A 24,452-nucleotide genomic window follows, 5' to 3' on the forward strand; every position below is an offset into this window, starting at 1 on the left:
ATCTATAATAATACTCCGAGAAAATGTCTGGACTTTCAAACACCGTCTGAAGTATTTTTAGAGCAATTGTTGCACTTCAAATGTGAATCCACCTTCCCGTTTCCACGGGAATGACAAGCGGGGTGCCCTCGACCGGTTATTAAGATTTATGAATTTCACAAAAGAGAAATTGACTGAAATCATTTTACCAGCGGGGTTTGCCGCCGCTGTCGCCGTCCAGGTAGACCACTTCCAGAAGCGGGCAGGGAGCCTCATCCGATCCGATATGCGCCTCGCGGTGCAGGGCATCGATGGCCCTGGCTACGTTGCGGAAAAGCTGGTTCTCCCCGATTTTCTCATAAAGATGTGTCCGCCGCATGACGTCGAGAACCGAATCATTCAGCCCCGTTACCGAAACGCCCAGGCCGTTTTCGCGGAGCCGGTCGGCCAGAAGCGAGAGGATATCCTCACCCGAGGCATCGAGCTCGTTGATGCCGTTGCCGACGATGATGACCTGTTTCAGGTGGGGCATCGAAGATACCAGCTCGAGAATTTTATCTTCAAGGTAATTCGTGTTGGCAAAAAACAGGGAGCCGTTGTACCGAACCACCGCCAGGTGTTTGCATCGCGCCAGGCCGAAACGCTCGCTGTTGCGCCAGGTTCCGTCGGGGTGTTTCGCGAGCAGCGCAATATCCGGTTTCATGTTACGCAGCATATACAATCCGAGCGACAGAATGACGCCGACCATTATGCCCCACTCGAGATGCGGCGCGAATCCCAGCGTCAGGACAAACGTGATCAGGCCGATAATGCCGTCATATTTCTGCGCTTTCCAGGAATGAATGAATCCCTTCACATTCAGCAGGCCGATCACCGCCATCATGATGATGGCGGCCAGAACCGCCTGCGGCAGATAGTACAGCAGCGGCGTCAGAAAAATCAGCACGATCACCACGACCAGACTGCTGACGACATTCGACAACCCGCTCACCGCGCCCGACTGGATATTCACCGCCGACCGCGAAAACGAGCCCGATACGGCATAACTCTGGAAAAACGAGCCGACAATATTGGACATGCCCTGACCGATCAATTCCTGGTTGGGATCAAGCCTCTGCCCCGTCCGGGCGGCCATCGCCTTGGCAATCGAGATGGCTTCCATAAAGCCCAGAAGAGATATGATAATGGCGATCGGCAATAAATTAAAAGCTACCGAGGTATCAAATTTGGGAAAAATCAGTGACGGTAAACCACGCGGGATATTTCCGACGACACTTCCGCCGCAGGCCATCCTGACGGCGGCGCTGTCGATGCGCCTGTTCCCCACCAGAAGCCGCCAGTTATATTGATCATATTGCATCCCGGCAATATTGGTCTGAAGATCATAAAACTCCATGGCACCATCGTGGGTCCCGGTTGACTTCAGGTGTATCATCCATAATTGCTGCTTCAGCAGCTGGTTCCGCTCTTTCAATTCCTCGATTTCGATATTCAAAAGCGATAATTCATTATGAACCGAAGCGGCCGCCAGAGAATTTTCGCCATAGACACCGACAGCCTTTTTCATATCCGCACCGAGTTGAATTCTTTGATCGACCAGTTCCTGAATCCTGTCAACGGTCTCATTAAATTGATTTATGGTCCTGACGGCCTCATGGCTCTTTATCTGATTCAATTTCATGGCGCAATTATGTTCAAAACCGGTCGCCCAGGAAATAATCGTTGTCACTCCCACCGCAACCAGAACATATGGCAGCCGCGGATTTATCCGGCGTATGGCATACATGATAATAAAGGCCAGAATGGCCAGACCGAGGGTCGGCCAGTGCGTAAAATACCACGCCGCCCTGAATATATTATAGACGGTTTCATATTGATGTTCGGCTTGGACGACATTGACACCGAAAATTTTGGCCAACTGTGATGAGGCAATAATCAGCGCCGCCGCATTGGTAAAACCGTTCACCACCGGGTGCGACAGGAAATTGACGACCAGCCCAAGCCTTAAAACGCCCAGCAGAAGCTGGAAAAGTCCGACCAGCAGAGCCAGGAGAATGGCATAGGCCACAAACATCTCGCTTCCGGCCGTGGCCAGCGGTTCCAGCGCCGTGGCCGTCATCAATGAAACAACGGCAACCGGTCCTGTGGCAAGCTGCCGGCTGGACCCGAACAGGGATGCTACCAAAGGTGGTAAAAAGGCGGCATATAAGCCGTAATATGCGGGCAGGCCGGCCAGTTGCGCATAAGCCATCGACTGCGGAACCAGAACCAGTGCCACCGTGATGCCGGAGACAAAATCCAGTCGGAAGTGATGTATGGTATAGCCCTTAAACCATTCCAGAAACGGCAGGAATCTTGCTATAATCGGCTTTCGGGAATTGCGGCTATTATTGGACATAAGCCTTACTGCTTTCGCCGGACAACCACATCAGTGGCCGATATTTCATGCCGAATCCATGTCGGCAGGAGCATTCTAAAAGTATTAAAATTGCCTTCACACACAAATCAAATCTTTTATCAGTTCCATTGATATCAAAATTGCAAATTATGGGATTATCCCCAACATCGCAAGTCAAATTTCACCTTCACTGCCTCCCATCATTATTTTCGGTTTTTTTCTCTATTTTTTACCCCATTATTATAAGAAAAATGAAAATCGCCAATTTTGCGGATGTTCCGATTTGTCCACAAAAAAATGGATTCTGGCTTGCCAAAACATTCAAGTAATATTATTTTCAATTATGGGCGGCTTAATGGCTGGAAAGGGATAAACCTGTGGCAATAATTTCTATTTTCAGCGGTTCGTTTTGCCGCGGCGATGAAATCGCCGAAAAAACAGCACAAACCCTTGGTTATAAAAGGATCGATGAAATCCTGATCACCGAGGCAAGCTCCGAATTCGATATTCCGGAGAAGAAACTTCAGCAAACCCTTCAGGGTGAAACTCCCACCTTGAACAAAATAACCCGGGAAAGAGAAAAAAATATTGCCTTTCTTAAAATGGCTCTGGCGAAACTCATTCTGGAAGATAGTTGTGTAATCCTCGGCTCCGCCGCGCATCTTCTGCCGCGAAATATCACCCATATACTTCGGGTATGCGTTATTGCCGATTTTGCTTACCGTGTCGAGCAGGCAATTCAATCCCTGTCCATTCCAAAAGGAAAAGCGGAAGGCATGATACACGGTTATGATTCAAAGATGCGACAATGGACCGGCCAGCTGGTTGATTCCACCCCTTATGACTCAAAAATATATGATATTGTCATTCCAATTCACGATATGTCGATTGATCAGGCCGTGGAGATTATTAAAAAATATGCCGGCAGCGACCAGCTGAAAACGACACCGAGGTCACAAAGCTCCGCCGAGGATTTCCTGCTGAGTGCAAAAATCAATCTGACTCTGACGAAAGCGGGCTATGATCTTGAGGTTTTCTCGGAAAACGGAAATGTAACGTTGCTGATCGACCACGAAGTGATCCGGATGAAGCAGCATCAGGAGAAATTGATCCAGATTACCCGGGGTATCGAAGGTGTCACCGACGTGAATGTCCGCCCGGGCCCCAAATTCCAGGCATCATCGACCAACCCCTGGGCCAATATGGATCTGCCGCCCAGAATTTTGCTGGTCGATGATGAGAAGGAATTCGTCCAGACACTTTCGGAGAGACTCCAGACACGCAACCTGGAATCCTCGATTGTCTATGACGGCGAGCAGGCAATTGATTTTGTCAGCAGGAACCAGACTGATGTTATGGTCCTTGATTTGATGATGCCGGGAATAAACGGTATCGAGGTCCTTCGCCGCGTCAAAAAAGATTATCCCAATGTCGAGGTGATTATTCTTACCGGGCATGGTTCCGAAAAGGAAAAAGCCATCTCGGAAGAACTGGGGGCATTTGCCTATTTGCAAAAACCGGTCGATATCGATATTCTCGCCAAGGTGATGCGGGACGCCTATCAGAAAATCAGTCGTCTGAAGGCCGACACAACCGAGGACCCGGAAAACCGGTCGAAACCGGATTCGGAATGACTGTAATGTTTTAATAATTTATTTGCGGAACATATGACAGATTCTTCCTGGGAAAAAGGTATCGGTGAATCGGAAAGCAGCATGGTCCCAACCGGTGAGGGGCTGCCGCGCTACCGAAAACTCCGACGGCGTTCGGTGATCGCCACATCGCTGGTTGCACTGGCGCCGCTTATTATTATGGTCATCATTAACTTTTATCAGGATAAAGAGGCCTATATCGCCGAAAGCCGTTATGCCGTTACCCGCATATTATCCAATACCAAGAGGAATCTTGAATTTATTATCGAGGAGCGCCGGTCGGCGCTGTCGCTTATTCTTAACGAACAGCCTTATCAGAAACTGACCAGTCCCGAAGGGTTGAAGTCGATTCAAAAAAATCTGAACAATTCATTCGGCGGCTTTGTCGATCTTGGCGTTATTAATGCCGACGGCATCCAGACCAATTATATCGGGCCCTATGAATTGGTCGGCCGCAACTACCGGGATCAGGCCTGGTTCAGTGAGGTGCTGGTGAGGGGAGTCTATGTCAGCGATGTCTTTCTGGGACATCGCAAACTTCCCCATTTCGTGATTGCCTTCAAACATGAAATCGATGAGAGCAGTTTCTTCGTTTTCCGGGCTACCATCGACATGTCGCTTCTGAGCGAGCAGATAACGACCACCCAGCTTGACCAGAACACCGATGTTTTCATCGTCAACAGTGACGGTATCCTCCAGACACCCTCCGTTTTCTATGGTGAAGTCATGGAGAAAATGAGCATCCCTGTTCCCAAAAGAATTCAACTGGTCGAGACGGTCGACGAGTTCAATGAAAACGGACGTATGAACACGAGGGGTTTTTCATACATAAAAGGAACACCGTTTATATTGATGGTGCTGAAGCAGCACGAGAATATTTATATACACTGGGCCTATCATCGTGCCGGTATAATCTGGTTTCTCCTTCTGAGTATCGTCCTGATCTTGATTGTGATATTTTATGGCGCCGGTCATACCGTCAAACGGCTCCGTGAGCTTGACCGCCGGCGGGCTAAAATATTCCACAATATCGAGTACACCAATAAAATGGCAACCGTCGGGCGCATGGCCGCCGGGGTTGCTCATGAGATAAACAATCCGCTGGCAATTATTAATGAAAAGGCCGGTCTGCTCGAGGATCTCATCACCCACACAAAAGATTTTCCCAGCCGCGATAAATTCATGGCCATCACCAATTCCATCACCAATTCGGTCGAACGGTGCAGTAAAGTCACGCGGCGGCTTCTGGGTTTTGCCAAACGGATGGAGAACAAGGTCGAGACCATCGACCTTGGCGATCTTCTCCGGGAAGTGGTCGGCTTTCAGAGCACCGAAATCAAGCACCGCAATATCATAATCGGTTACAATTTCCAGGAAAATATCCCGACTATTCAGAGCGATCGGGGCCAGCTTCAGCAGGTCTTTCTTAACATTATAAATAACGCCTTTGCGGCGGTTGACAACGGCGGATCCATCGATATCGCCATTGCCGAGGCGGACGGCAAGAGAATTGCCGTTACCGTCACTGATAACGGTGTCGGTATTCCCAAAGATGAGCTGGAACATATATTCGAACCATTCTACTCGACCAAAGGGGAATTCGGGACCGGCCTGGGATTGTCCATAACGCAGGATATTGTCCAGAAACTGGGCGGAGAAATAATAGTGGAAAGCGAACCCGGTAAAGGCACTGATTTTAAGGTCATACTGCCGACTGCGGGCCGAGTCATTCCCTATCAGGGGTAAACTATGGGTCTATTTAGAGTATTACTTGTCGATGATGAAGAAGAACTGGTTACGACCTTGCAGGAGCGTCTCACCTATCGTGACATCGATGCCGAATACAGTCTGACCGGCGCCGATGCAATTCAGAAAATGCGCAAACGGCGTTTTAATATAGTCGTCCTCGATTTGAAATTGCCGGGAATCAGCGGTATCGAGACCCTGCGCGTTCTGAAAAGCGAATTCCCCAAGGTCCCCATCATTCTGATAACCGGTCATGGATCACCGGAAACTACCGATGATTTACCGAAAGGGGCTTATGAGTACCTTCCCAAACCGATCAATATCGACAGATTGGTAGCAGTCATGAAGGAGGCGCTGGCAGCCCAATGACGGATGATAAAAAGGAGGCCTCCTCGCCGTTCAATGAGGAGGAGGCGCTGCGATTCTTCGGGATCATTACGGCTTCGGTCACGCATGAGCTGAATAATATCCTTTCCATAATCGATCAATCGGCGGGCCTGGTCGAGGATTTCATGGCCGCTCCCTCCGGCGGCATGGCCCTGACCGAGGAAAAACTGAAACAGATTACGGCCAAAATCAGAAAAAACTCACAGCGGGGAATCGGCGTCGTCAAACACTTGAACTCCTTTGCCCACAGTACCGATGAGCCGGATGCGGCCTTCAATGCCAACACGATGCTTGAAAACTGGGGCGCCCTGACAAAACGATTTGCGGATCTCAAAGCGGTTGTCATGGAACTGGATATCCCGCAGGCGCCAATCGAGATTAAAGCTGATGCCTACCTGGTAAGGAAAATCCTCTATGAGGCGCTCAAGGAATTACTCTTATCGGCGCAGAAAGACGATCTGGTGAAAATATCCTTAAAATCGGAGAGCGCCGATGCCGTTATTATTATGGAAGGAAAACTGACTGATATAAAGAGTGATATGAACAGCGCTTATCTTGAAAATATTACCGCCTTTGCGGGAGGAACGCTGAAAACTGTCTCCGAAAGTTCCGGAATAAAATTTTATTTCAGCTTCCCGCTGGCGGTTTAACTGTTTTCATGGGATTGTATATAACAGCACTCTGAAAGGAAATAGATATGGCCAATGTCAAAGTTTTAATAGTTGACGATGAAGAGGATTTTCGCGACATCTTATCTCAGCGGATGATCGCCCGCGGTTTCGATGTGGAAACCGCCGAAAACGGTTTCAAAGCCATCGAGCTGGCTTCCCGGAAAAACTTTGACGCTATTATCCTCGACCTGGCCATGCCCGAAATGGACGGCCTTCAAACTATGGAAAAACTGCTGGCCAAAGATGCGACGCTTCAGATTATCATGCTGACCGGTCAGGGTACGATACAGAAAGGGATCGAGGCGGTCAAAATGGGTGCCGCCGATTTTCTTGAAAAACCGGCCGAGATCGAAACCCTGGTTTCCAAAATTGAAGCTGCCCAGGCAAAAAAACTGGCTCTTTTCACTGAGGAACTTGACCAGAAAATTTCCAGCATCGCCAGGAAAAAAGGCTGGTAAAAATACTTGCCACGGGTCCGTTTTGGTTTCTTTCCGCACGCAGGACTTCATCCTGTCGGATGTTCTGACTATTATCCTTATCCGTATAGGCCGACCTTCTTTTTGATTATTCCAATCAGGAACACTTTTTGCTCTAATCATATTCGATAAACATCCTAATCCGCTCCAAATACCATACTTATGGCGAAAATGGAGCCCGGATTTCGGGGCTCGAAGCTGGGACCTCGACATGAAAAATGCAATAATTTGCAGCCGGCGCTGAAAACCGGTGCGATACCAGCCAGATCGCGAATTTCTCCCTGCCGGTATGACTGAGCCCCGGCAATAAAAATAGCCACATTCGACACTTCACCCATAGAACAGGTGATCTGCCGGCAAAAGATTAGAGGCCGACTTATGAAACTTATAATTTATACCATCGTCAGCCTGGCTCTGCTTGCGGGAATCGCTCTCCCCCAGGAAGTAATCATCGCCGATTTTCCGCTGGGAGTCGGAGGCAGCGTAAACAAGGAATTATTCCAGCCATACATGACCGACCTGAAAGCAATCTCGGACACCCTGCAAAAGTACCCTCTCGCCCGGGCCATTGTTACGGGCGGTTCCGACGGCAATCAATACCGCGAAAATCATGACGCCAAGAATCCGTCCCTGGCGCTGGGCCGGGCGCATATTCTTCGTAATCTGTTGATCAATGAGTTCAAGGTCGATTCAACGCAAATTATTATTCAGTCCAATGATTCACAGGAGAAAGCAGCCCGTTTCCGCTATGCCGGGATTCGTGTCGATATGGACCTGCAGGATATAAGCTCCCGGCTTGCCAATGTCGAAAATCGCCCGCCCATTGAAAAACATTTCACCGAAGTGAAAGAGGTCCCCGGCAGTTTCACGGAAAATCTCGGCCTTCAGTTATGCCTCGGAGTATCTTCTTCACCCTTCGGGGGAATCCCCACCGCCTCCGGTATCCTGACATATAAACAGTTCATACATGCCGAAGGCATCGTCGGGCACACTTTCTGGAACGGCACCTTCGATTATTACGGCCAGGAGCTTGATACCCGGCGCCGTCTTGTCGGCGGAAACCTGATTATCTTCCCGTATGAGAATCTGCCGGTGGGCATCCTCGGCGGCTGGGTGCATATCGAGGAAATTTCTCAGGATTATTATGAGTATGTAAAATTATCCGAAGGACCGCTGCTCGGTTTGCGGGCCTACCCATTTAAGTTCCTTTCGGTTACGGGAGCATATAATCCCTCGATGCACCGTCGTGCCGATGATAATAAGTCGCGAGCAAAGAACGGCCAGTTTCTTTTCGCCGTTTCGACCCATATAGCCTTTGGAGGCGCCCGATGAAACGAATTATCGTCCTTGCCGCTTTATCAATATTATGCATGGTCGTCAATTTTTGTGTTAATTGCTCCAATCCTTTGGACATTGAAAATGTCGCACCACCCAGTCGATTTACCGGAGTCGATACCATCTATAACCTGGATACTTTGAATACATCAGACACCACTATCATCGTCGATACCGTTATTGTCGTGGTGCATGACACCACGGGATCCCAGATTATCTGTTCCAGAATCGACTGCAATCAAAAGGAGATAGTCTGGATGTTTCGCAATGCGGAAGGTTCCCACAAGCTGGAATTTGTCGCCTTCACAGAGGAGGATCAGCCCTGTCAGAAATTGGTGGTGGATGTTGACGGACAGGAATTCAGCTGGAAGCCGGTGGAAAACCCTGAGCTGATCATGGAACAGGACCTGAATCAAAATGCGACAATTCGGATAAGTTCAACGAATCCGAAAGCTCTCGGCCATGCCATTTATATCTGCCTCACCCTTAGCAGCATATAATTACAGGAATCCGGGCAGACAATAATACCGTTTAGGATTTGCAGAACCTGAAGGTCAAATCTATCGATACATCTGCATCAGTTCCACGGCGTAATAAATCACTCCCCTTTTTCCGGCCCGTTAAAACACATCTTTGCGCTCCGGATCGCCGGGGCATCATCCACGTAAAGGCTTGACAATTTTGAACATATGCTGTTTATTATAATGGTGTGATTTCATGGATAGTAACGACCATATAAGAAATACAGTCTGGCTTTCAGCGCCATGAATCGGGCAGTAAAGTAGGTTGAGATGCTCTCTCGCTCGCTCCGGTAGAAAAGCTTCTCGCTAATGAGACAGGTTGGATAAATGGTCGGATTTTGGATGGAATAAGCGGCAATGTTCAAGACTGACGCGGAATTATGGCAGGAAATTATTGCCAATAGCGGCAAATCCTGGGAAGAGCTGATAAAGCGCTACCAGGCTTTAGTCTATGCTGTTTCTACCCGGGCCGGGTTGACCATGATGGATGCCGCCGACTGTTTCCAGCAAACCTGGCTGGCACTTTACAAAAACCGCAAAAAATTAAAGGACCCGTCGCGGCTTTCGGCCTGGCTGGTGACTACGGCCAAGCGGGAAGCTTTGTTGCTTCGCCGCCGGGCGGACCGAGACTCGGGAATTACGGATACTTCATCCTGCCGGTACGGGAATAACCCGGTCAATAAAGAGGCGGAGTTGGTCAGCCCGGCTCTTCTTCCCGACGAGGAACTGGAGCAACTGGAAAACCAGGCCCGGCTCGAAATCGCTCTGGATGAGCTTGACCGGCGCTGTCAGCAGGTTATGGAGGCCTTTTTCTTTGCCCCCGAAAATAAGTCATATGAAGAAATTGCAATATCTTTTGGAATATCTTCAAATTCCCTGGGTCCTCTTCGCCGCCGCTGTCTGGAAAGACTTAAGCAGATTCTTTTGAAAAATCAGGGGGCGGGAGAACGAAATAACGCTAAATCGACTCTGTAATGTATGAAGATAAGGAGGAATATTACGAGCAGACATCTGAGTCGAAAAGAATTGATTGAGCTTGCGCAGAAGCAGCCGGAGAAACTGCCCGGGCATTTGACCGAATGTGTCGAGTGCCGGGAAATGGCCGAGTTGTTCAGGATTTATGCTGTCGCCAATCGTCCCGCATTGCCCGATGCGCCCAAAGCCTGGGTGGATAAGGCCGTTGCGATTATGAAAGGCGCCGGGGTCCGGAGCAAACTCAAACGCCTGTCGGCGCTTATCGCTTTTGACTCATGGGCAATACCTCAACCGGTTGGAGTGCGCAGCGAAGTCGCCTCCGAGCATCGCCGACTCCGCTTCACCGCCGATGATATTGTTTTTGATCTTCGCGCGGAGCGCCTTCAAAAGAGCTGGGTGCTGGTGGCACAGGTCAAGAGCAAATCAGATGTCGCAGTTGTCGTCGAGGCCGACAAGAAAATGATATCGCCTGACAAGAGCGGCCTTTATCAATGGTCAGGAACCAAACCCCCCAGGAAAATTTCTCTCAAATCCGATGCGTTCGATATCCGACTGCCGGAGTTAGTATGGAAAAACCGCCGCTTGAAATAGCCGCACGCCGCTTTCTGAGTACCGGCCATATCAAGGATTTCACTGAAGATATACTCGCCAAGGAATGCGATGCCCTGATCCAGAAAGAGGCGCGACATTCCCTGAAATCAGCCAGGGCAATGGCAGGCTCTTTTATTAAAAAAGCCGAAGCCTGTGGCCTTACTATGCAATTGACCGCATATCGGACCCTGGCCCGCATGTCGCATATGAGCGGCGCTCATTCCGAAGCTCTTGGGGCATATTTAAAAGCAAGAAAACTGGCCACACCCGAACCGTTGGTTCGCGGCCGGATTGATCGGGCGCTGGTCGATGTCTATATGTATCTCGGCGATTTTGCCAAAGCCCGACAGGCGGCGAATCGCGCCATAAAATCATTTAATATTCTCGGCTCGGAAACCGATTTGGCCCAGACACAGGTGAATTATGCCAACCTGCTTCATCGTCAGGACCGGCACCGCGAAGCGGAAAAGCTATATCGGACCGCCGCCGAGTTTTTTGAAAAAACCGACAATCGTATCGCCGTGGCCCGGTGTTACTACAATCGGGCGAATACACTCGTACAGCTTTTTGATTTTCATCCGGCCGAGGCGCTTTATCAGCAGGCCATGAAAATTTATGACAACGAAGGGTACGCGCTCGATTCATGCGACGCCCGCTATGGAATTGCATGGCTGCAAATGCTGAGCGGGAATTATCACATGGCCCTTTTGGAACTCGCCGCCTGTGAAAAGACATATCATGAGGGTGGAGATCCCCGAGGGGAGTCTCTCTGCTCGCTTGACCGGGCCGAAATCTATCTTAGTCTGGGCCTATATACGGATGCTCTTCAGGCTGCCAGAGACGTTGAGAAAAAATTCGCCAAACTCAAACTTCGGTACGAACGAGTCAAAGCTTCCTTATTCAGAGGTCAGGCTGCTTCCGCACTGGGTTTAAAACGCGAGGCCAGGACCGCCATGGCTCGTGCCAGGACCGGTTTCACAGCGGAGAAAAATAAAGGATTTACCGGTGTGGTTCATCTGCTGGCCGCCGATCTGGCCGGGCGGAATCAGAAATCCCGATTGACCGAGATCAAATCGGCACGTAAGCATTTTGCCCAGGCGCAACTGCCGCTCTGGGAAGCGGTTTGCGATCTGCATGAAGCGGTCGATTCGAAAAAGGCAAAAAAGGCCCTGGAGCGGCTGGCACAAAACGGCGCGGCCCGCAATGTTCCGCACCTGTATGCACTCTGGCAAACGGCCTATGGCGACTTCGAAAATGCCGAGGGTCGTCCTGATGCCGCTCGCCGGCGATGGCGCCAAGCGGCCGAGCGGATCGACTCCGTGCGGGCGCAGCTTCCGCCGTTGGAACTGAGAAGCGCCTATGGGCGCATCTACAGCTCACCGCACCTGCGGCTGATAAATTCCGAACTGGAACACGATGTTTCCATGGCCGCAATCTGGTCGGAAAGATATAAGACGGCCGGTGTCTGGTCGCCGTTGAGACCGATGAACGCCGATGAACCGGCACGGCGCCATGTCGAAGAATCACTGGATGCACTGGCCCATCAGGTTGTCGCCCTGGCTCATCATATTTCTCCCTCAACCGGCGAAAGATCTCTCTCACCAGCGACGATAAATAAGGCAATGACGCAACTTCAAAAAAGAGTTCGCAATGAATTGATTGCCGCCGAGACAGCCGGCGATCAATCGGTAACACCGGTGGAAAAGTTATTGAGCAATATTGAAACCGTTTCCCGTCGAATGCCGGTAGTTCAGTTCCATATTCAAAATGATGAAATTATCGCCTTTGTGCACCGATCCGGCGAAACGAAATTGCACCGCTATCACAATGGTTATGTTCGACTGGCCGGTGCCATGCAGCGCTGGCGCTTTATTCTGGAAGGCGAATTGCTTGCCTCCTATCTGGGCGAAAAGACCGATGAAAATATTGAAACCGCTTTCTGGACCGAATTGGGTGAATGGCTCTGGACCCCATTGAAAATCGAACACGACTGCCCCAGGGTGCTGATACTTCCCGAAGGAGAATTGGCGAATCTTCCGTGGCAGGCTCTTATCGTTGACGGCAGACGGCTTGCCGAGCGCCATCATTTTATCCTTGCACCAAGTCTGCGGCATTTCCTGCATGCCGGAAGCATCCGAATCGGATCGGATAAAATCGAACTATTCAGGGGATCGGACAAGAATCTGCCTTACAGCAGCCATGAGTTGAAAATTTTCTCCAGACATGCCGGTGACCGGGCCGTCATTCATAACCCGATCCATCGGGCAGGATGGCCGTCCCACGGCGAGGCACAATTGTGGCATTTCACCGGACATGCCGAACTGCGCACCGATAACCCGTTTTATTCGTATCTGGTTCTTGAGGATGGCCCGCTCTTTGCCGCCGATTTTCGCTTGAAGCAGTTCCATGTGGGTCTGGTGACCCTGGCCGCCTGCCGGTCCGGGGAACAGGTGGCCATGCCCGGCGAGGAATCGACCGGTTTGGTGCGATCCCTGCTGGAAATGGGCGCTCGTAATGTAATTGCCAGCTACTGGCCGGTCTCCGACCGGACCACGGCTTATTGGATGAAAGCATTTTACGATAAATTTTTCAATGGAATAAACATTCAGGATGCGGCCCGCTATGCTTCGAACATGGTCAGGGAGCAATACCCTTCCGCCTATCATTGGGCGGCCTTTTTCATATCCGGCGCGGGTGACATGGGAGGATCAAATGCAAATTAAAATAATTCATAAGACATCGTTGATAATTTTCCTGGGGTGGCTGCTCCTGCTGTTGCCGCACTCATTCGGCTCCGGCTTGAATAATGGCTCCAACCCTGAGGAACTGGTTTGCCGGATGGAGCCCGGATATGATATTGAAATTATCAATACTCTATATGGCACGACTGTCAGGAGCTACCAGCCGCAAATCAAGTGTTACCTGTTGATCGTTCCCGAGGGTCAGGATCCCGAAAGCCTCGCAACCATGATCAATACCCGGTTCGAGGTCCAGTATTGCGGGGCCAATTATTATCTGGCCGCTCCCGAACCGTTCCAGCGAAGCCAGCCCTTCCTGGACAACCAGGGTATCGGCGATCTGGAAACCCAGTTGGCCGCAACCACTCTCGATCTGGCCACGGCCCAGATTATCACCGAGGGGATTGATGTCAATGTGGCCATTTTGGATGGCGGCATAGATTTCGATCATCCCGAATTTGTCGAAAAATCGGGCGGCGTTTTTTCCGGCTGGGACTTTATCGATAATGACTCTATCGCCAATGATGAGCCGGGCGGTTCATGTTCCGGACACGGGACATTTGTGGCCGGTGTCGTCAAGCTGGTGGCGCCGGCATCCCATATTTATGCCTACCGCGTTCTGGACACCACCGGTGAGGGCGATGGTTACAATATTGCCGCCGCCGTCCTGAAAGCGATCGCCGACAGTTGCAAGGTTATAAACATCAGTTTCGGCATGATTGGCGAAAATGTCGCTCTCGATGACGCCCTGAGGTACGCCAGAGACAATGATGTCATGGTGATTGCGGCGGCCGGCAATGATTCCACCGACAGCAACCTGATCTTTCCATTTCCGGCTTCGAGATATTATTGTATCGCGGTGGCCGCCCTCGACTCGCTTAACTACCGGGCCGACTTTTCGAATTTCGGTGTTAAAGTCAATGTGTGCGCCCCCGGAACGGCGATTTACGCACCCTATCTGGACACTCTCTATGGCTGGTGGAGCGGAACCAGTTTCGCCGCGCCTTTTGTTACCGGATTGGCGGCATTAATCTATTCATTGAACCCCGATATCGAATGGGATGATGTCTATAATATCATAAATCAGACCGCCACTAATGTCGATTCGCTTAATCCCGGTATTGAGGGCATGCTCGGAAACGGCCTGATTAATATGACCGCTGCCCTGCAAATGGTCGGTGAGCCATATATGTCAGGCGATGCCAACCATGATGAAATTGTCAACCTGCTGGATATCATGTTTGTGATTTCATACCTGTACCGAGGAGGACCTGCGCCGATTCCCCTTATTTCCGCCGACGCCGATGGAAGCGGGAGTGTCACGATTCTGGATCTGGCCTATTTGATCAAGTATCTTTACAAAAACGGGCCGCCTCCGGTCGGTTAACAAATGGTCCCAAATTCGCCTTGCGGGACGGCCCTCCGGCCGTCCCTTTTTTATCACGCAAATAACTGCTTTTTCCACGGTGATTAATTTCCCGAAATAATCCTGAAAAATCTGAAAAATTGCCTTCCGAACACGCACGAAATCAGAACGAATATACTCTGTATATCAGACGGTAAATGAGAAACATGTTCTATGCCATAATTTCTGTGGTAAACAAAGAAAGAGGGACATGAAATCAAGATTCTATCAGGTGGTTCTTCTGGTTACGGCGATCCTTCTGGTTCTGGGCCAGAGTTGCTCGGAGAATAATCCGGCCGAGCCGGTCGCCGATATTTTGAATACTAATGACGGTTATATACAATTTAAGGCCGTTTCGGCCTCGATAGATGTCGCCACTGGAACAGTCACATTTAAAGATGTCCCGGAAATCGGTATAATCAATAGTGAGACCCAGTTGATCGGCCTTGACGGCAGCCCTCTTGAGCTAACCGACTTTTATTTTAATGATGGTGTCCTGGTCAGGGGCAAAAGACTTTCTGAAAACAGATTAATAATTTCACTTATGATGGAGGTAGTTGAAATATAGAAGATATTTCCTGCCGCCATTGAGGGTGAATTTTTTTCTAGGTTCTCCTTTTTTCATCTAATAGAGCAGATGGGACCACGGTTCCATCTGTTCTATATTTATGGCCGTTTTTAATGATCGGTAACAGGCTGTGACCCGACACCGCCCGAAAATCAAACCAATTTTTCATTTGTAGATTTACTAATCTTGTATTATTATAAGTCAGCTTGTCGGAATCAAAGCTCGAAAAGCGAAAAGTCAGAAGTAAGGCAAATCGATGAAAGATTTCTTTATTAGCTATAATAGCGCGGACCGCCAATGGGCCGAGTGGATCGCGTGGGAGCTCGAAGAGGCCAAATATACGACTGTCTTGCAGGCGTGGGATTTTCGCCCCGGAAGTAATTTCGTTCTCGAAATGCATAAGGCGGCAACCGAGGCAGAGAGGACAATTGCCCTGCTGTCTCCAACCTATTTGAAATCGATATTTACACAACCGGAATGGGCGGCAGCTTTTGTCGATGATCCCACTGGATCGAAAAGGAAACTAATTCCCATTAGAGTCCGGGAATGCGATTTAACCGGCCTGCTCAAGGCCATTGTTTATATCGATTTTGTCGGAAAATCTCAGGAAGCCGCCAAAGAAGCTCTCCTGACCGGTATCAAGAAGGAACGCGCCAAACCGGATATAAAACCGGGGTTTCCGGGCGCTTCGGAGCGGACTGTTAAGGAACAACCCAATTTCCCCGGTCAATTGCCGCCGGTCTGGAATATCCCCCACCAGCGAAACCGGAATTTTACCGGACGGGAATCTCTGCTGGATAATCTTCACAAAGCCTTGACCTCGGGGCAGACAACCGCCCTGACACAAGCCATCAAAGGCCTCGGCGGCGTCGGCAAAACTCAGCTTGCCCTTGAGTATGCTTATCGTTATGCCGCCGAATATAAAGCGGTCTGGTGGCTGCGCTCCGAAGACAGTGCCACGCTGTCCGGCGATCTGGCTTCAATGGCCGCGGCCCTATGTCTGCCGGAAGCCGAGGCTCAGGATCAAAAAGCCACAGTTCAGGCTGTCCGGAATTGGCTTGGCAAAAATAAAGACTGGTTGTTGGTGTACGACAATGCTCCCGATCCGGAGACTATCCGGGTATATTTGCCACCCGGCAGCACCGGTCATGTGATAATCACTTCCCGACATCATGCCTGGCGCGGTGTCGCGGAACCACTGGAAGTGCAAGTCCTGGAGCGCTCGGAAGCTGTCGATTTCCTGATTAAACGGTCCGGTCTGGATGACAAGCCCGGAGCCGACAAACTGGCCAATGAATTAGGCGATCTCCCCTTGGCTCTGGAACAGGCGGCTGCTTATATCGAAGAAACCGATATAAACTATGCTGACTATCTGGAGTTATTCAAAACACGAAGGAAAGAACTCTGGGGGGGAGCCAAACCGCCCATTGATTATCCGGAGACAGTTGCCACCACCTGGAATCTGGCCATGGAGCAGGCTCGCACTGAAGCCCCCGGCGCTCATGATCTGCTCATGCTATGCGCCTATCTGGCGCCTGACAATATCCCCAAGGAACTTCTCATTAGTGGCAAGAAATATTATCCGGAATCTTTGGCCAATACAGTAGCCGACCCCCTTAGGTTGGATCGGGCAATAGTTGCACTCAGGCATTATTCAATGATTCAGTTGGATGGTGACTCAATATCAGTACACCGTCTGGTTCAAGCGGTCGCCCGCGACCTGGCCGAAAGTGAATCCGGAAATAAATGGGCAGAATCAGCCGCAAAATTAATAAATTTAGAATTTCCTTTTAAAGAGCATGATCTAAGCACATGGTCGCAAAGTAAGCTATTGATGCCGCATGTATTGACGGTGACAGAACATGCTGAACGGCTTGAAATATTGCCAAATGAAACAACATGGCTGTTAAATGAGGCTGGTCTATATCTAAAGGGACGTGCCGATTTCGCAGAAGCTCGAAACTTGCTTGAACGGGCCTTGAAAATCTTTGAAAAAGTTTATGGTCACAACCATCCCAAGGTGGCCACACTTGTCAACAACCTTGGCGATGTCCTGCAAGACATGGGCGATTTCAAAGGCGCAAAGTCGCATTATGAACGCGCCTTGGAAATCGATGAAAAAGCGTTCGGCTCTGATCATCCCGAGGTGGCCATAGATGTCAACAACCTGGGTTTTGTCTTGAAAGCCATGGGCGATCTTAAAGCGGCACAGGCTCATTATGAGCGGGCCTTGAAAATCGATGAAAGGGCTTATGGTCATGATCATCCCAATGTAGCCACTGATGTTAACAACCTGGGTGATGTCCTGCGAGACCTCGGCGACCTGAAAGGGGCACAGCCTCATTTCCGGCGCGCTTTAGACATCTTTCGGAAATTTCTGGGTGATGAACACCCCAGCACTAAAATCGTCCGGGAGAATCTGGAAATAGTTGAGAAGCAGTTGAAATCGAAGTGATTACTTCCCTCACTCCCCTTTGATTATCTTCATCTTGCGCCAGAGCGTGGCTTGGCCGATACCCAGAATCCGCGAGGCTTCAGCCCGGTTGCCGCCGGTTAATCGAAGCATTTTCCTGATATGATCCAGTTCCACTTCTTCGAGCGTTTGCGGTATTGTTCTATCCAGCTCATGCCACACTTTGGCCGGGTCGATAATCTGCGGCGGGAGATGTTTCGCGCGCACCGCGCCGTCACCGCTCAATATCGCGGCATGCTCGAGCGCATTTTGCAGCTCGCGGACATTGCCCGGCCATGAATAGGTCTGAAACCGCTCCAGGCAGTCATCATCGAGATGCAAATTCGGAAGCTCCAGCTTTTTCGCCAGGAGTTTCAGCAGGTATTCGGTCAGCGGCACGATATCTTCCGGCCGCTCGCGAAGCGACGGCACCCGAATTTCGATCACCCGCAGGCGGTACAGTAAATCCTTACGGAAATTCCCCTCGCGCACATCACGATCCAGATCGCGGTTGGTGGCGGCAATAATATGAATATCGACCTTACGCGGAATATTTTCGCCGACCCGCAGAATCTCGCGCTCCTGAAGCACCCGCAGCAGCTTGATCTGTATCACTTTCGAAACGTCGCCGATCTCATCCAGAAAAATGGTCCCGCGCGCCGCCTGCTCGAACAGGCCGACCCGGTCGTTGATGGCGCCGGTGAACGAGCCCGCCTTGTGCCCGAAAAGCTCGCTCTCGAGAAGGGTCTCCGGCAGCGCCCCGCAGTTGATGGTCAGCATGGCGTTGTCCCGCCGCGATGACAGCCAGTGAATATACCGCGCCACTACTTCCTTGCCGACCCCGGTTTCGCCGCTGATTAGGACCAAAGAATCGAATCGGGCCACCTGCGCCGCGATCTTGAGTGTTTCCCGAAATGACCGGCTGCGCACTTCCGCGATAAAATCCGGATCTTGAAATCGGCTCTCGGCATTTTTCATGACAATAGTCTTTCAAAATGAAATTATACTTTCAATTTAATATATATCAACTTTTTGTCAAGATCAATTTTATCTTACTAATACATTGTAATATATAATCTTATAAGATTTTCGACAATTAGGGCACACCTGTTGCTTAACCGTCATTTTGAAAGAACAAATATAAAACGGCTGGAAGATGTTATGGCAAATGATGCAATAAGCAAGTTTATGGGAGCGGGCAAGGCCCTTCGCTGGCGCATTGTGGCGGTTCTTTTGTTCGCCGCTATGGTCCCGCTGGCTTTTGCCGGATTCGGATCATGGATCGTTTTCGGCGAGTTGCTCGAACAAAGATCGCTGGAGCAAATGCGTACCGTCGTCCAGGGGCACGCCGACGCCATCGAAGCCTATTTATCCGAACAACTCCACCTGCTGCAGCTGGCCGCCGAATCGCACACCTCCCGCGAACTGTCCAGCAATGAGAGCCTGCAGATTCTTCTCAACAATCTCAATGCTTCCAGCGATGAAGGTTTTATCGACCTAGGCGTGATCGATGCCGACGGCAATCATCTGGCCTATGTCGGCCCGTACAAACTTCAGGACCGCAATTACCGCGATGCCGACTGGTTCAAGGAAGTCAATTTCAGCGGGAAATATATCAGCGATGTCTTTCCCGGTTTTCGACAGGTCCCTCATTGCATAATCGCCGTTCAGACTATCGAAAATAACAAACGCTGGATTTTGCGGGCGACGATCAACAGCGAGAAATTCAGCGCCCTGGTCAAAAGCGGCATTCTCGGACCCGGCAGCGATTCTTACATCGTCAACCGCGACGGGCTCTATCAGTCGCCGCCCAAATCGGGACTGCTGCTCGATAACGCGCCCGATATTACCCCTGTCATACATACCGGTGTCGAGGATCACCATGCCGTTATCGGCGGTGTCAACAAACTTCTGGTGACCACCTGGATCAATGACAATCGCTGGATGCTGGTCGTCGAGCAGGATCAGTCATACATACAGGCGCCGGTCAACCAGGCCATCGCCAACGGAGCGTACGTGGTTCTGATCGCGGTCATATTCCTGGCCCTTATCACATTTTTTGCCACGCGCCATCTGACCGCCCAGATCGACAAAGCCACCGCCGAGCGTGAAGAAATATCGCGCGCCTTTGTTCGCTCGGCCAAACTGGCCTCGATCGGCGAACTGACCACCGGGTTGGCCCATGAAATCAACAATCCGCTGGCCATCATCAGTGCCGAGCAGACCAATATCGCCGATATCCTCAAGGACCCCAACAGCAGCAAGGAAGAAATTTATGATGCGCTCGATTCGGTCAAGCGATGTCAGACCCAGGTTCAGCGATGCGCCGGTATCACCAAGAAACTTCTCCAGTTCGGAAGGAGTCAGGAATCAAAGCTGGAGCTGACCGATATCAAACCGCGCCTGATGGATATTGTCAACCTGATGCATCGTCATGCCGCCGTACGCAATATCAATCTCCATGAAAATATCGAAGAGAACCTTCCTCGGGCGCTCCTTGATCCGGTGGAACTCGAGCAGGTTCTTGTCAACCTGATAAACAACAGTGTCGATGCCATGCCTTCCGGCGGTGAAATAATCGTCGGTGCGCATCGCGAGGCCAAATCGATTATCATCGAAGTCACCGATACCGGTACCGGCATCACGCCCGGCGAACTCGACCGTATCTTCGAGCCGTTCTTTACGACCAAACCGGTCGGCAAAGGAACCGGGCTGGGTTTATCGGTCTGCTACGGCATCGTGCACAGCTGGGGCGGAACTATCGAGGCCTCCAGCAAGCAGGGCCGTGGTACAACTATGAAAATAATTTTGCCCAATCAAACTGAAAACGGATAAGCCTAATAAATAAGAGGTGTTACAATGGATAAAGGCACCAAAAAATACAAGCTGCTTCTCGTTGACGACGAAGAGGAATTTCTGGTCTCTTCGTCGAAGGCACTGAGCAGAAGGGGATTCGAAGTGGATGTTGCGCCCAATGGCGTCACCGCTCTTGAAAAGATCGATGAAATTGTATTTGACGCCATTGTCCTGGATGTGAAAATGCCCGATATCGACGGGGTCGAAGTGTTCCGGCAGATTCATGAGAAATATCCCGACATGCCGGTGATTCTTCTGACCGGTCATGCTTCGGTGGGCGATGCTTTCCAGACATCGAAGGAAGGTATTACCGACTACCTGGCCAAACCGATCGACATGGATGAACTTGCCAAGCGCATTCATCATGCCGTCGCCGCCGGAAAGAAAGCGGCCGCCGCCGAAAGCGGCTTCCCGCTGATCGACACCGGCGAACCGATCCGGCTCATGATTGTCGATGACGAAATTGATTTTCTTGATTCGCTCAAAAAAGTGCTGCAGCGCCGCAATATGGAAGTGATCACCGCTTCCGGCGGCGAGCAGGCCCTCGGCATGCTCAGAAGCGAGCTGGTCGATATTATGATTCTGGATGTCAAGATGCCCGGGATGGATGGTATGGAAGTTTTGCGGCACGTCAAAAAGGATTTTCCCAGCGTGGAAATTATCCTCCTCAGCGGCCATCCTTCGGTCGAGGCCGCTCTCGAAGGCGTCCGGCTGGGGGCGAGCGAATATCTGAAAAAACCGCCGGATATCGATGACCTGACCGAGACCATCAGAAAACTTTACCAGGACAAGAAACGGGTCTATTTCGAGCAGCAGCAAAAACTGATCGATGAAATTCGAAGAAGGTTCCCGGAATAATCCACCGGAGACACCGGGCAGCAGCCCGGTGAATGCGGTTTTCAAATATATGGGAAAGGGTGTGTAACAATGCAAGAATCAACAAAGCCTAAATCATCGGCTTACGATCGTTATGTGGACTACAAGCGATTCTCGATTGCGGTGGCACTGTTCGTCATCATTATCATGCTGCCCATTCCTCGAAGTATGCTGGATGTTGCCGTCGAATACACCATGGGAGAGAAATATGTCCAGAACTTCTATTCCCAGCAACTATTCGGCAAAGACCGCCAGGATATCGAGCAATGGCAAAAAGTGACCGTGGAAGCGCTTGATGCATGTATGAAACAGGGGGTCTCCAGAAAAGAAACCGTCCTCAAGCGAAGTGATAAGGAACTTCAAAAGGCCGGGGTCCGAGGCGAAGACGTTCACTTCAAACAATATCGTGCCCTCATCGAAGGTACCGATAAAACAGTTGTCGACAATCTTCTGATGCAGGGACGACAGCTTCGTAACGACAAACTCGACTACGGCATGCTGACCGAAAAGGAACAGAAAGACGTCAGCAAAGCCGCAAAAAATATTCTTGTCTGCATTGCCATGGTCGCCTTTGTCGTCGTCTGTTTTGTCACCGAGGCGATTCCTCTGCCCGGTGTCGCTTTCTGCATCGGATTGATTCTTGTCTTTTCGGGGATCGTATCGCGCAGCGACATCGCCCAACTGTTCTGGTCCGACGCCTGCTGGTTTATTATGGGCAGCCTTATGTTTGCCGCCGCCTTCGTCAAGACCGGTGTCGATAAGCGTATCTGCCTGACCATCTTCCGGTACCTCGCCAAACCCAACGTCAAATGGGTCACCTTTATAATGATTCTTGTGATTTCACCGGGGGCGTCGTTTATATCGGATCATGCCCTGGCGGCTATCTTCCTGCCGATCGGCGTCATCCTGTATTCCAACAGCCTGACAAAGTCGGTCCCGGAAGATAACGAACTGGCCAAGCTGCTTATGATTACCATCGCCATGGCCTGTAACATCGGCGGCTTCGGCGCCCCATCGGGAGGCGCCCGGAATGTCATCATCATGACATATTTGGAGGACATGTTCGGCATTTCAATCGGCTATGGTCAGTGGATTCTCTATGGCATGCCGTTCGTCATCATCATGATGCCGGTCCTGTGGATCACCCTCAACCGCGTTTTCAAGCCGAAAATACAGGACCTCCGCCCCGCTTTGATCTCGCTGCAGAAAGATATCGATCATATGGGCGGCTGGAACAGAAAACAGGTTATTGCGCTGATCATATTTCTTGTCATGCTCTTCGGGTGGATTACCGAGCAATCGCTCATCACAAAATTGATCGGCGTCCGCCTCGGTATCGGCGTGATCGCCATTGCCGGTGCCGTGGCATATCTTCTGACCGGGGTGGTCAACTGGCGCGACTATCAGGAAAAGGTTGACTGGGGCGTGGTCTGGCTGTATGCCGGAGCCATTGTCTTCGGACGTTTGCTCGATCAAACCGGCGCCGCTTACTGGATGGCCCGCTCCATTGTGGAAGGACTGGCCGCTATCGGGCTCAAATCGGGAACAATTCTGCTCGGTGCCGGCGGCGCGGTGACGGTGTTCATGACGAATCTGATGGCCGACGGGCCCGCCGCCGCTGCGGTCGGCCCGATTACATTGAATATGGCTTCGGTCGCCAATCCCGGAACGACGCTGGTGCCGTTCATGGGTCTGGTTACCGCCTGCGCCTCATCGATGGCATATCTCCTGATTATAGGCACCCCGCCCAATGCCATCGTATATTCCAGCGGGTATCTTACGGCTAAAGATTTCCTGCGGGCCGGCATCGTTTGCACCATTATTGCCTTTGCGCTTTTGATTGTATTGAGTATGTTTTACTGGGGCATTCTTGGATTCGGCGGCCTGCCGTCGGCATAAGTTTGAAGGAGTACCAATTATGGATAACAATAAAACAAAATTGAATCTGCTGCTGGTTGATGATGAAGCCGATTTCCGGCGGGCCACGACACAGGGACTCTCGCGGCGGGGATTTAATGTGGAAGAAGCCTGCGGCGGCGAGGAAGCGCTCGAAAAAATCAAAAAGCAGCGTCCCGATGTCATCCTGCTCGATCAGAAAATGCCGGGACTGAGCGGTATCGAAACGCTCCAGCGCATCCGCAAGAATGACCCGACCCTGCCGGTCATCATCCTGACCGGGCACGGCGACTATTATACCGCCCTGGCCGGAATACGGCTCGACATCACCGAGTTCATGCAAAAACCGGTCGATATCGACCAGTTGGCCGCACGGATACATACGCTTCTGGAAAAAGGCGCGGAACAGCCCATGACCGAGCCGACCATCGCCGAACTGATGGCTCCGCCGAGCCTGTATCCCAAGGTGTATATCGATGATCCGCTTACAACCGTTCTTAAGGCCATCCATGAGGCCTATACCAAACCGGTACCGGAGACGTCCAAATACGGCCAGGTGCGCTCGGCGCTCGTCTTTGACCGCAATGAGAACTTTCTGGGGCTGGTCAGATTTTCCAATCTGTTGAGCCTGCTTATCCCTTCATTTCTGAGTGACTCGCCCTATGCCAGTTTCTTCACCGGGATGTTTCTGGCGCAGACTAAGGTCTTCGGAAGACTGACTATCAGCGGTCTGGTCAAAGAGCGGGTCTTTGTCGATGTCGAGGCGCCCATTATGGAAGCGATTCATCTGCTGGTGGAGCACAAGCTGATCAACATACCTGTGTTGAAAGACGGCAAGCTGGTCGGTATCCTGCGCGGCCGCGACATCATTGTCGAGACCGCCCGCCTCGCCGGAGCGTTGTAAAGAAAAGAAGCTGTTCACTATAAGCG

Annotated in this window: 22 protein-coding genes; 19 read left to right on the forward strand and 3 right to left on the reverse strand. The window is 50.9% G+C overall.

Annotated elements, in window-relative coordinates:
- The coding region (locus CVT49_10395) for an IS30 family transposase (GenBank protein ID PKK83035.1) at positions 1-114 on the forward strand (114 nt) is incomplete at its 5' end.
- A gap of 70 nt (positions 115-184) precedes the next feature.
- Here CVT49_10395 and CVT49_10400 read toward each other — a convergent pair.
- Positions 185-2,344, reverse strand: a complete 2,160-nt coding sequence (locus CVT49_10400) for a sodium-independent anion transporter (GenBank protein PKK83075.1) — start codon at positions 2,342-2,344, stop codon at positions 185-187.
- An 80-nt stretch (positions 2,345-2,424) separates the two neighbouring features.
- Between CVT49_10400 and CVT49_10405 the strand changes: the two genes are divergently transcribed.
- The 6 genes from CVT49_10405 to CVT49_10430 are packed head-to-tail and all read left to right on the forward strand — an operon-like array spanning position 2,425 to position 7,291.
- Positions 2,425-2,706, forward strand: a complete 282-nt coding sequence (locus CVT49_10405; GenBank protein ID PKK83036.1) for a hypothetical protein — start codon at positions 2,425-2,427, stop codon at positions 2,704-2,706.
- 48 nt (positions 2,707-2,754) lie between these two features.
- A complete protein-coding gene (locus tag CVT49_10410; protein PKK83037.1) occupies positions 2,755-4,011 on the forward strand; it encodes a response regulator in 1,257 nt (418 codons plus the stop codon).
- A gap of 33 nt (positions 4,012-4,044) precedes the next feature.
- Positions 4,045-5,775: a two-component sensor histidine kinase gene (locus tag CVT49_10415; GenBank protein PKK83038.1), complete on the forward strand. Its 1,731-nt coding sequence runs from the start codon at positions 4,045-4,047 to the stop codon at positions 5,773-5,775.
- A gap of 3 nt (positions 5,776-5,778) precedes the next feature.
- Entirely contained in the window at positions 5,779-6,144 is a 366-nt protein-coding gene (locus tag CVT49_10420) for a response regulator (GenBank protein PKK83039.1), read from the forward strand.
- Positions 6,141-6,812: a hypothetical protein gene (locus CVT49_10425; protein ID PKK83040.1), complete on the forward strand. Its 672-nt coding sequence runs from the start codon at positions 6,141-6,143 to the stop codon at positions 6,810-6,812. Before CVT49_10420 ends, CVT49_10425 begins: the two co-directional genes overlap by 4 nt.
- A gap of 47 nt (positions 6,813-6,859) precedes the next feature.
- Positions 6,860-7,291 carry a two-component system response regulator gene (locus tag CVT49_10430; GenBank protein ID PKK83041.1) on the forward strand — a complete coding sequence of 144 codons (432 nt, stop codon included), beginning with the start codon at positions 6,860-6,862 and terminating at the stop codon, positions 7,289-7,291.
- Positions 7,292-7,446: 155 nt separating this feature from the next.
- Here the strand turns inward: CVT49_10430 and CVT49_10435 are convergent, their stop codons facing one another.
- The gene (locus tag CVT49_10435) at positions 7,447-7,647 is read right to left on the reverse strand and encodes a hypothetical protein (protein ID PKK83042.1); all 201 of its coding nucleotides are present in this window, start codon (positions 7,645-7,647) and stop codon (positions 7,447-7,449) included.
- Between the two features lie 40 nt (positions 7,648-7,687).
- On the opposite strand from CVT49_10435, the gene CVT49_10440 reads away from it, so the two are divergent.
- The 8 genes from CVT49_10440 (at position 7,688) to CVT49_10475 (ending at position 17,897) form a co-directional block, all read left to right on the forward strand.
- Positions 7,688-8,641 carry a hypothetical protein gene (locus CVT49_10440; GenBank protein PKK83043.1) on the forward strand — a complete coding sequence of 318 codons (954 nt, stop codon included), beginning with the start codon at positions 7,688-7,690 and terminating at the stop codon, positions 8,639-8,641.
- Positions 8,638-9,144: a hypothetical protein gene (locus CVT49_10445; protein ID PKK83044.1), complete on the forward strand. Its 507-nt coding sequence runs from the start codon at positions 8,638-8,640 to the stop codon at positions 9,142-9,144. Before CVT49_10440 ends, CVT49_10445 begins: the two co-directional genes overlap by 4 nt.
- 378 nt (positions 9,145-9,522) lie before the next feature.
- Positions 9,523-10,140 (forward strand): hypothetical protein, encoded by a 618-nt coding sequence (locus CVT49_10450; GenBank protein ID PKK83045.1) that lies wholly within the window; start codon positions 9,523-9,525, stop codon positions 10,138-10,140.
- Between the two features lie 51 nt (positions 10,141-10,191).
- A complete protein-coding gene (locus tag CVT49_10455) occupies positions 10,192-10,731 on the forward strand; it encodes a hypothetical protein (protein ID PKK83046.1) in 540 nt (179 codons plus the stop codon).
- Positions 10,632-13,454 (forward strand): hypothetical protein, encoded by a 2,823-nt coding sequence (locus CVT49_10460; GenBank protein PKK83047.1) that lies wholly within the window; start codon positions 10,632-10,634, stop codon positions 13,452-13,454. Before CVT49_10455 ends, CVT49_10460 begins: the two co-directional genes overlap by 100 nt.
- Entirely contained in the window at positions 13,342-14,856 is a 1,515-nt protein-coding gene (locus CVT49_10465; GenBank protein ID PKK83048.1) for a hypothetical protein, read from the forward strand. The genes CVT49_10460 and CVT49_10465 overlap by 113 nt, the downstream gene beginning before the upstream one ends.
- A gap of 229 nt (positions 14,857-15,085) precedes the next feature.
- Positions 15,086-15,442 carry a hypothetical protein gene (locus CVT49_10470; protein PKK83049.1) on the forward strand — a complete coding sequence of 119 codons (357 nt, stop codon included), beginning with the start codon at positions 15,086-15,088 and terminating at the stop codon, positions 15,440-15,442.
- 256 nt (positions 15,443-15,698) lie between these two features.
- Positions 15,699-17,897 (forward strand): hypothetical protein, encoded by a 2,199-nt coding sequence (locus tag CVT49_10475; GenBank protein PKK83050.1) that lies wholly within the window; start codon positions 15,699-15,701, stop codon positions 17,895-17,897.
- A gap of 9 nt (positions 17,898-17,906) precedes the next feature.
- Here the strand turns inward: CVT49_10475 and CVT49_10480 are convergent, their stop codons facing one another.
- Complete coding sequence (locus CVT49_10480) at positions 17,907-18,872, reverse strand: hypothetical protein (protein ID PKK83051.1); 966 nt, start codon at positions 18,870-18,872, stop codon at positions 17,907-17,909.
- A 132-nt stretch (positions 18,873-19,004) separates the two neighbouring features.
- Between CVT49_10480 and CVT49_10485 the strand changes: the two genes are divergently transcribed.
- The 4 genes from CVT49_10485 to CVT49_10500 all read left to right on the forward strand — a co-directional run bounded on the left by CVT49_10485 (position 19,005) and on the right by CVT49_10500 (position 24,426).
- Positions 19,005-20,729 carry a hypothetical protein gene (locus CVT49_10485; protein ID PKK83052.1) on the forward strand — a complete coding sequence of 575 codons (1,725 nt, stop codon included), beginning with the start codon at positions 19,005-19,007 and terminating at the stop codon, positions 20,727-20,729.
- Positions 20,730-20,753: 24 nt separating this feature from the next.
- A complete protein-coding gene (locus CVT49_10490; GenBank protein PKK83053.1) occupies positions 20,754-21,608 on the forward strand; it encodes a hypothetical protein in 855 nt (284 codons plus the stop codon).
- 69 nt (positions 21,609-21,677) lie between these two features.
- Positions 21,678-23,525: a sodium:sulfate symporter gene (locus CVT49_10495; protein ID PKK83054.1), complete on the forward strand. Its 1,848-nt coding sequence runs from the start codon at positions 21,678-21,680 to the stop codon at positions 23,523-23,525.
- Between the two features lie 19 nt (positions 23,526-23,544).
- Positions 23,545-24,426, forward strand: coding sequence for a hypothetical protein (locus CVT49_10500; protein ID PKK83055.1), 882 nt, complete (start codon positions 23,545-23,547; stop codon positions 24,424-24,426).
- Positions 24,427-24,452 lie beyond the last annotated feature (26 nt).

Source organism: candidate division Zixibacteria bacterium HGW-Zixibacteria-1 (genome assembly GCA_002838945.1).
Taxonomy (GTDB): Bacteria; Zixibacteria; MSB-5A5; order GN15; family PGXB01; genus PGXB01.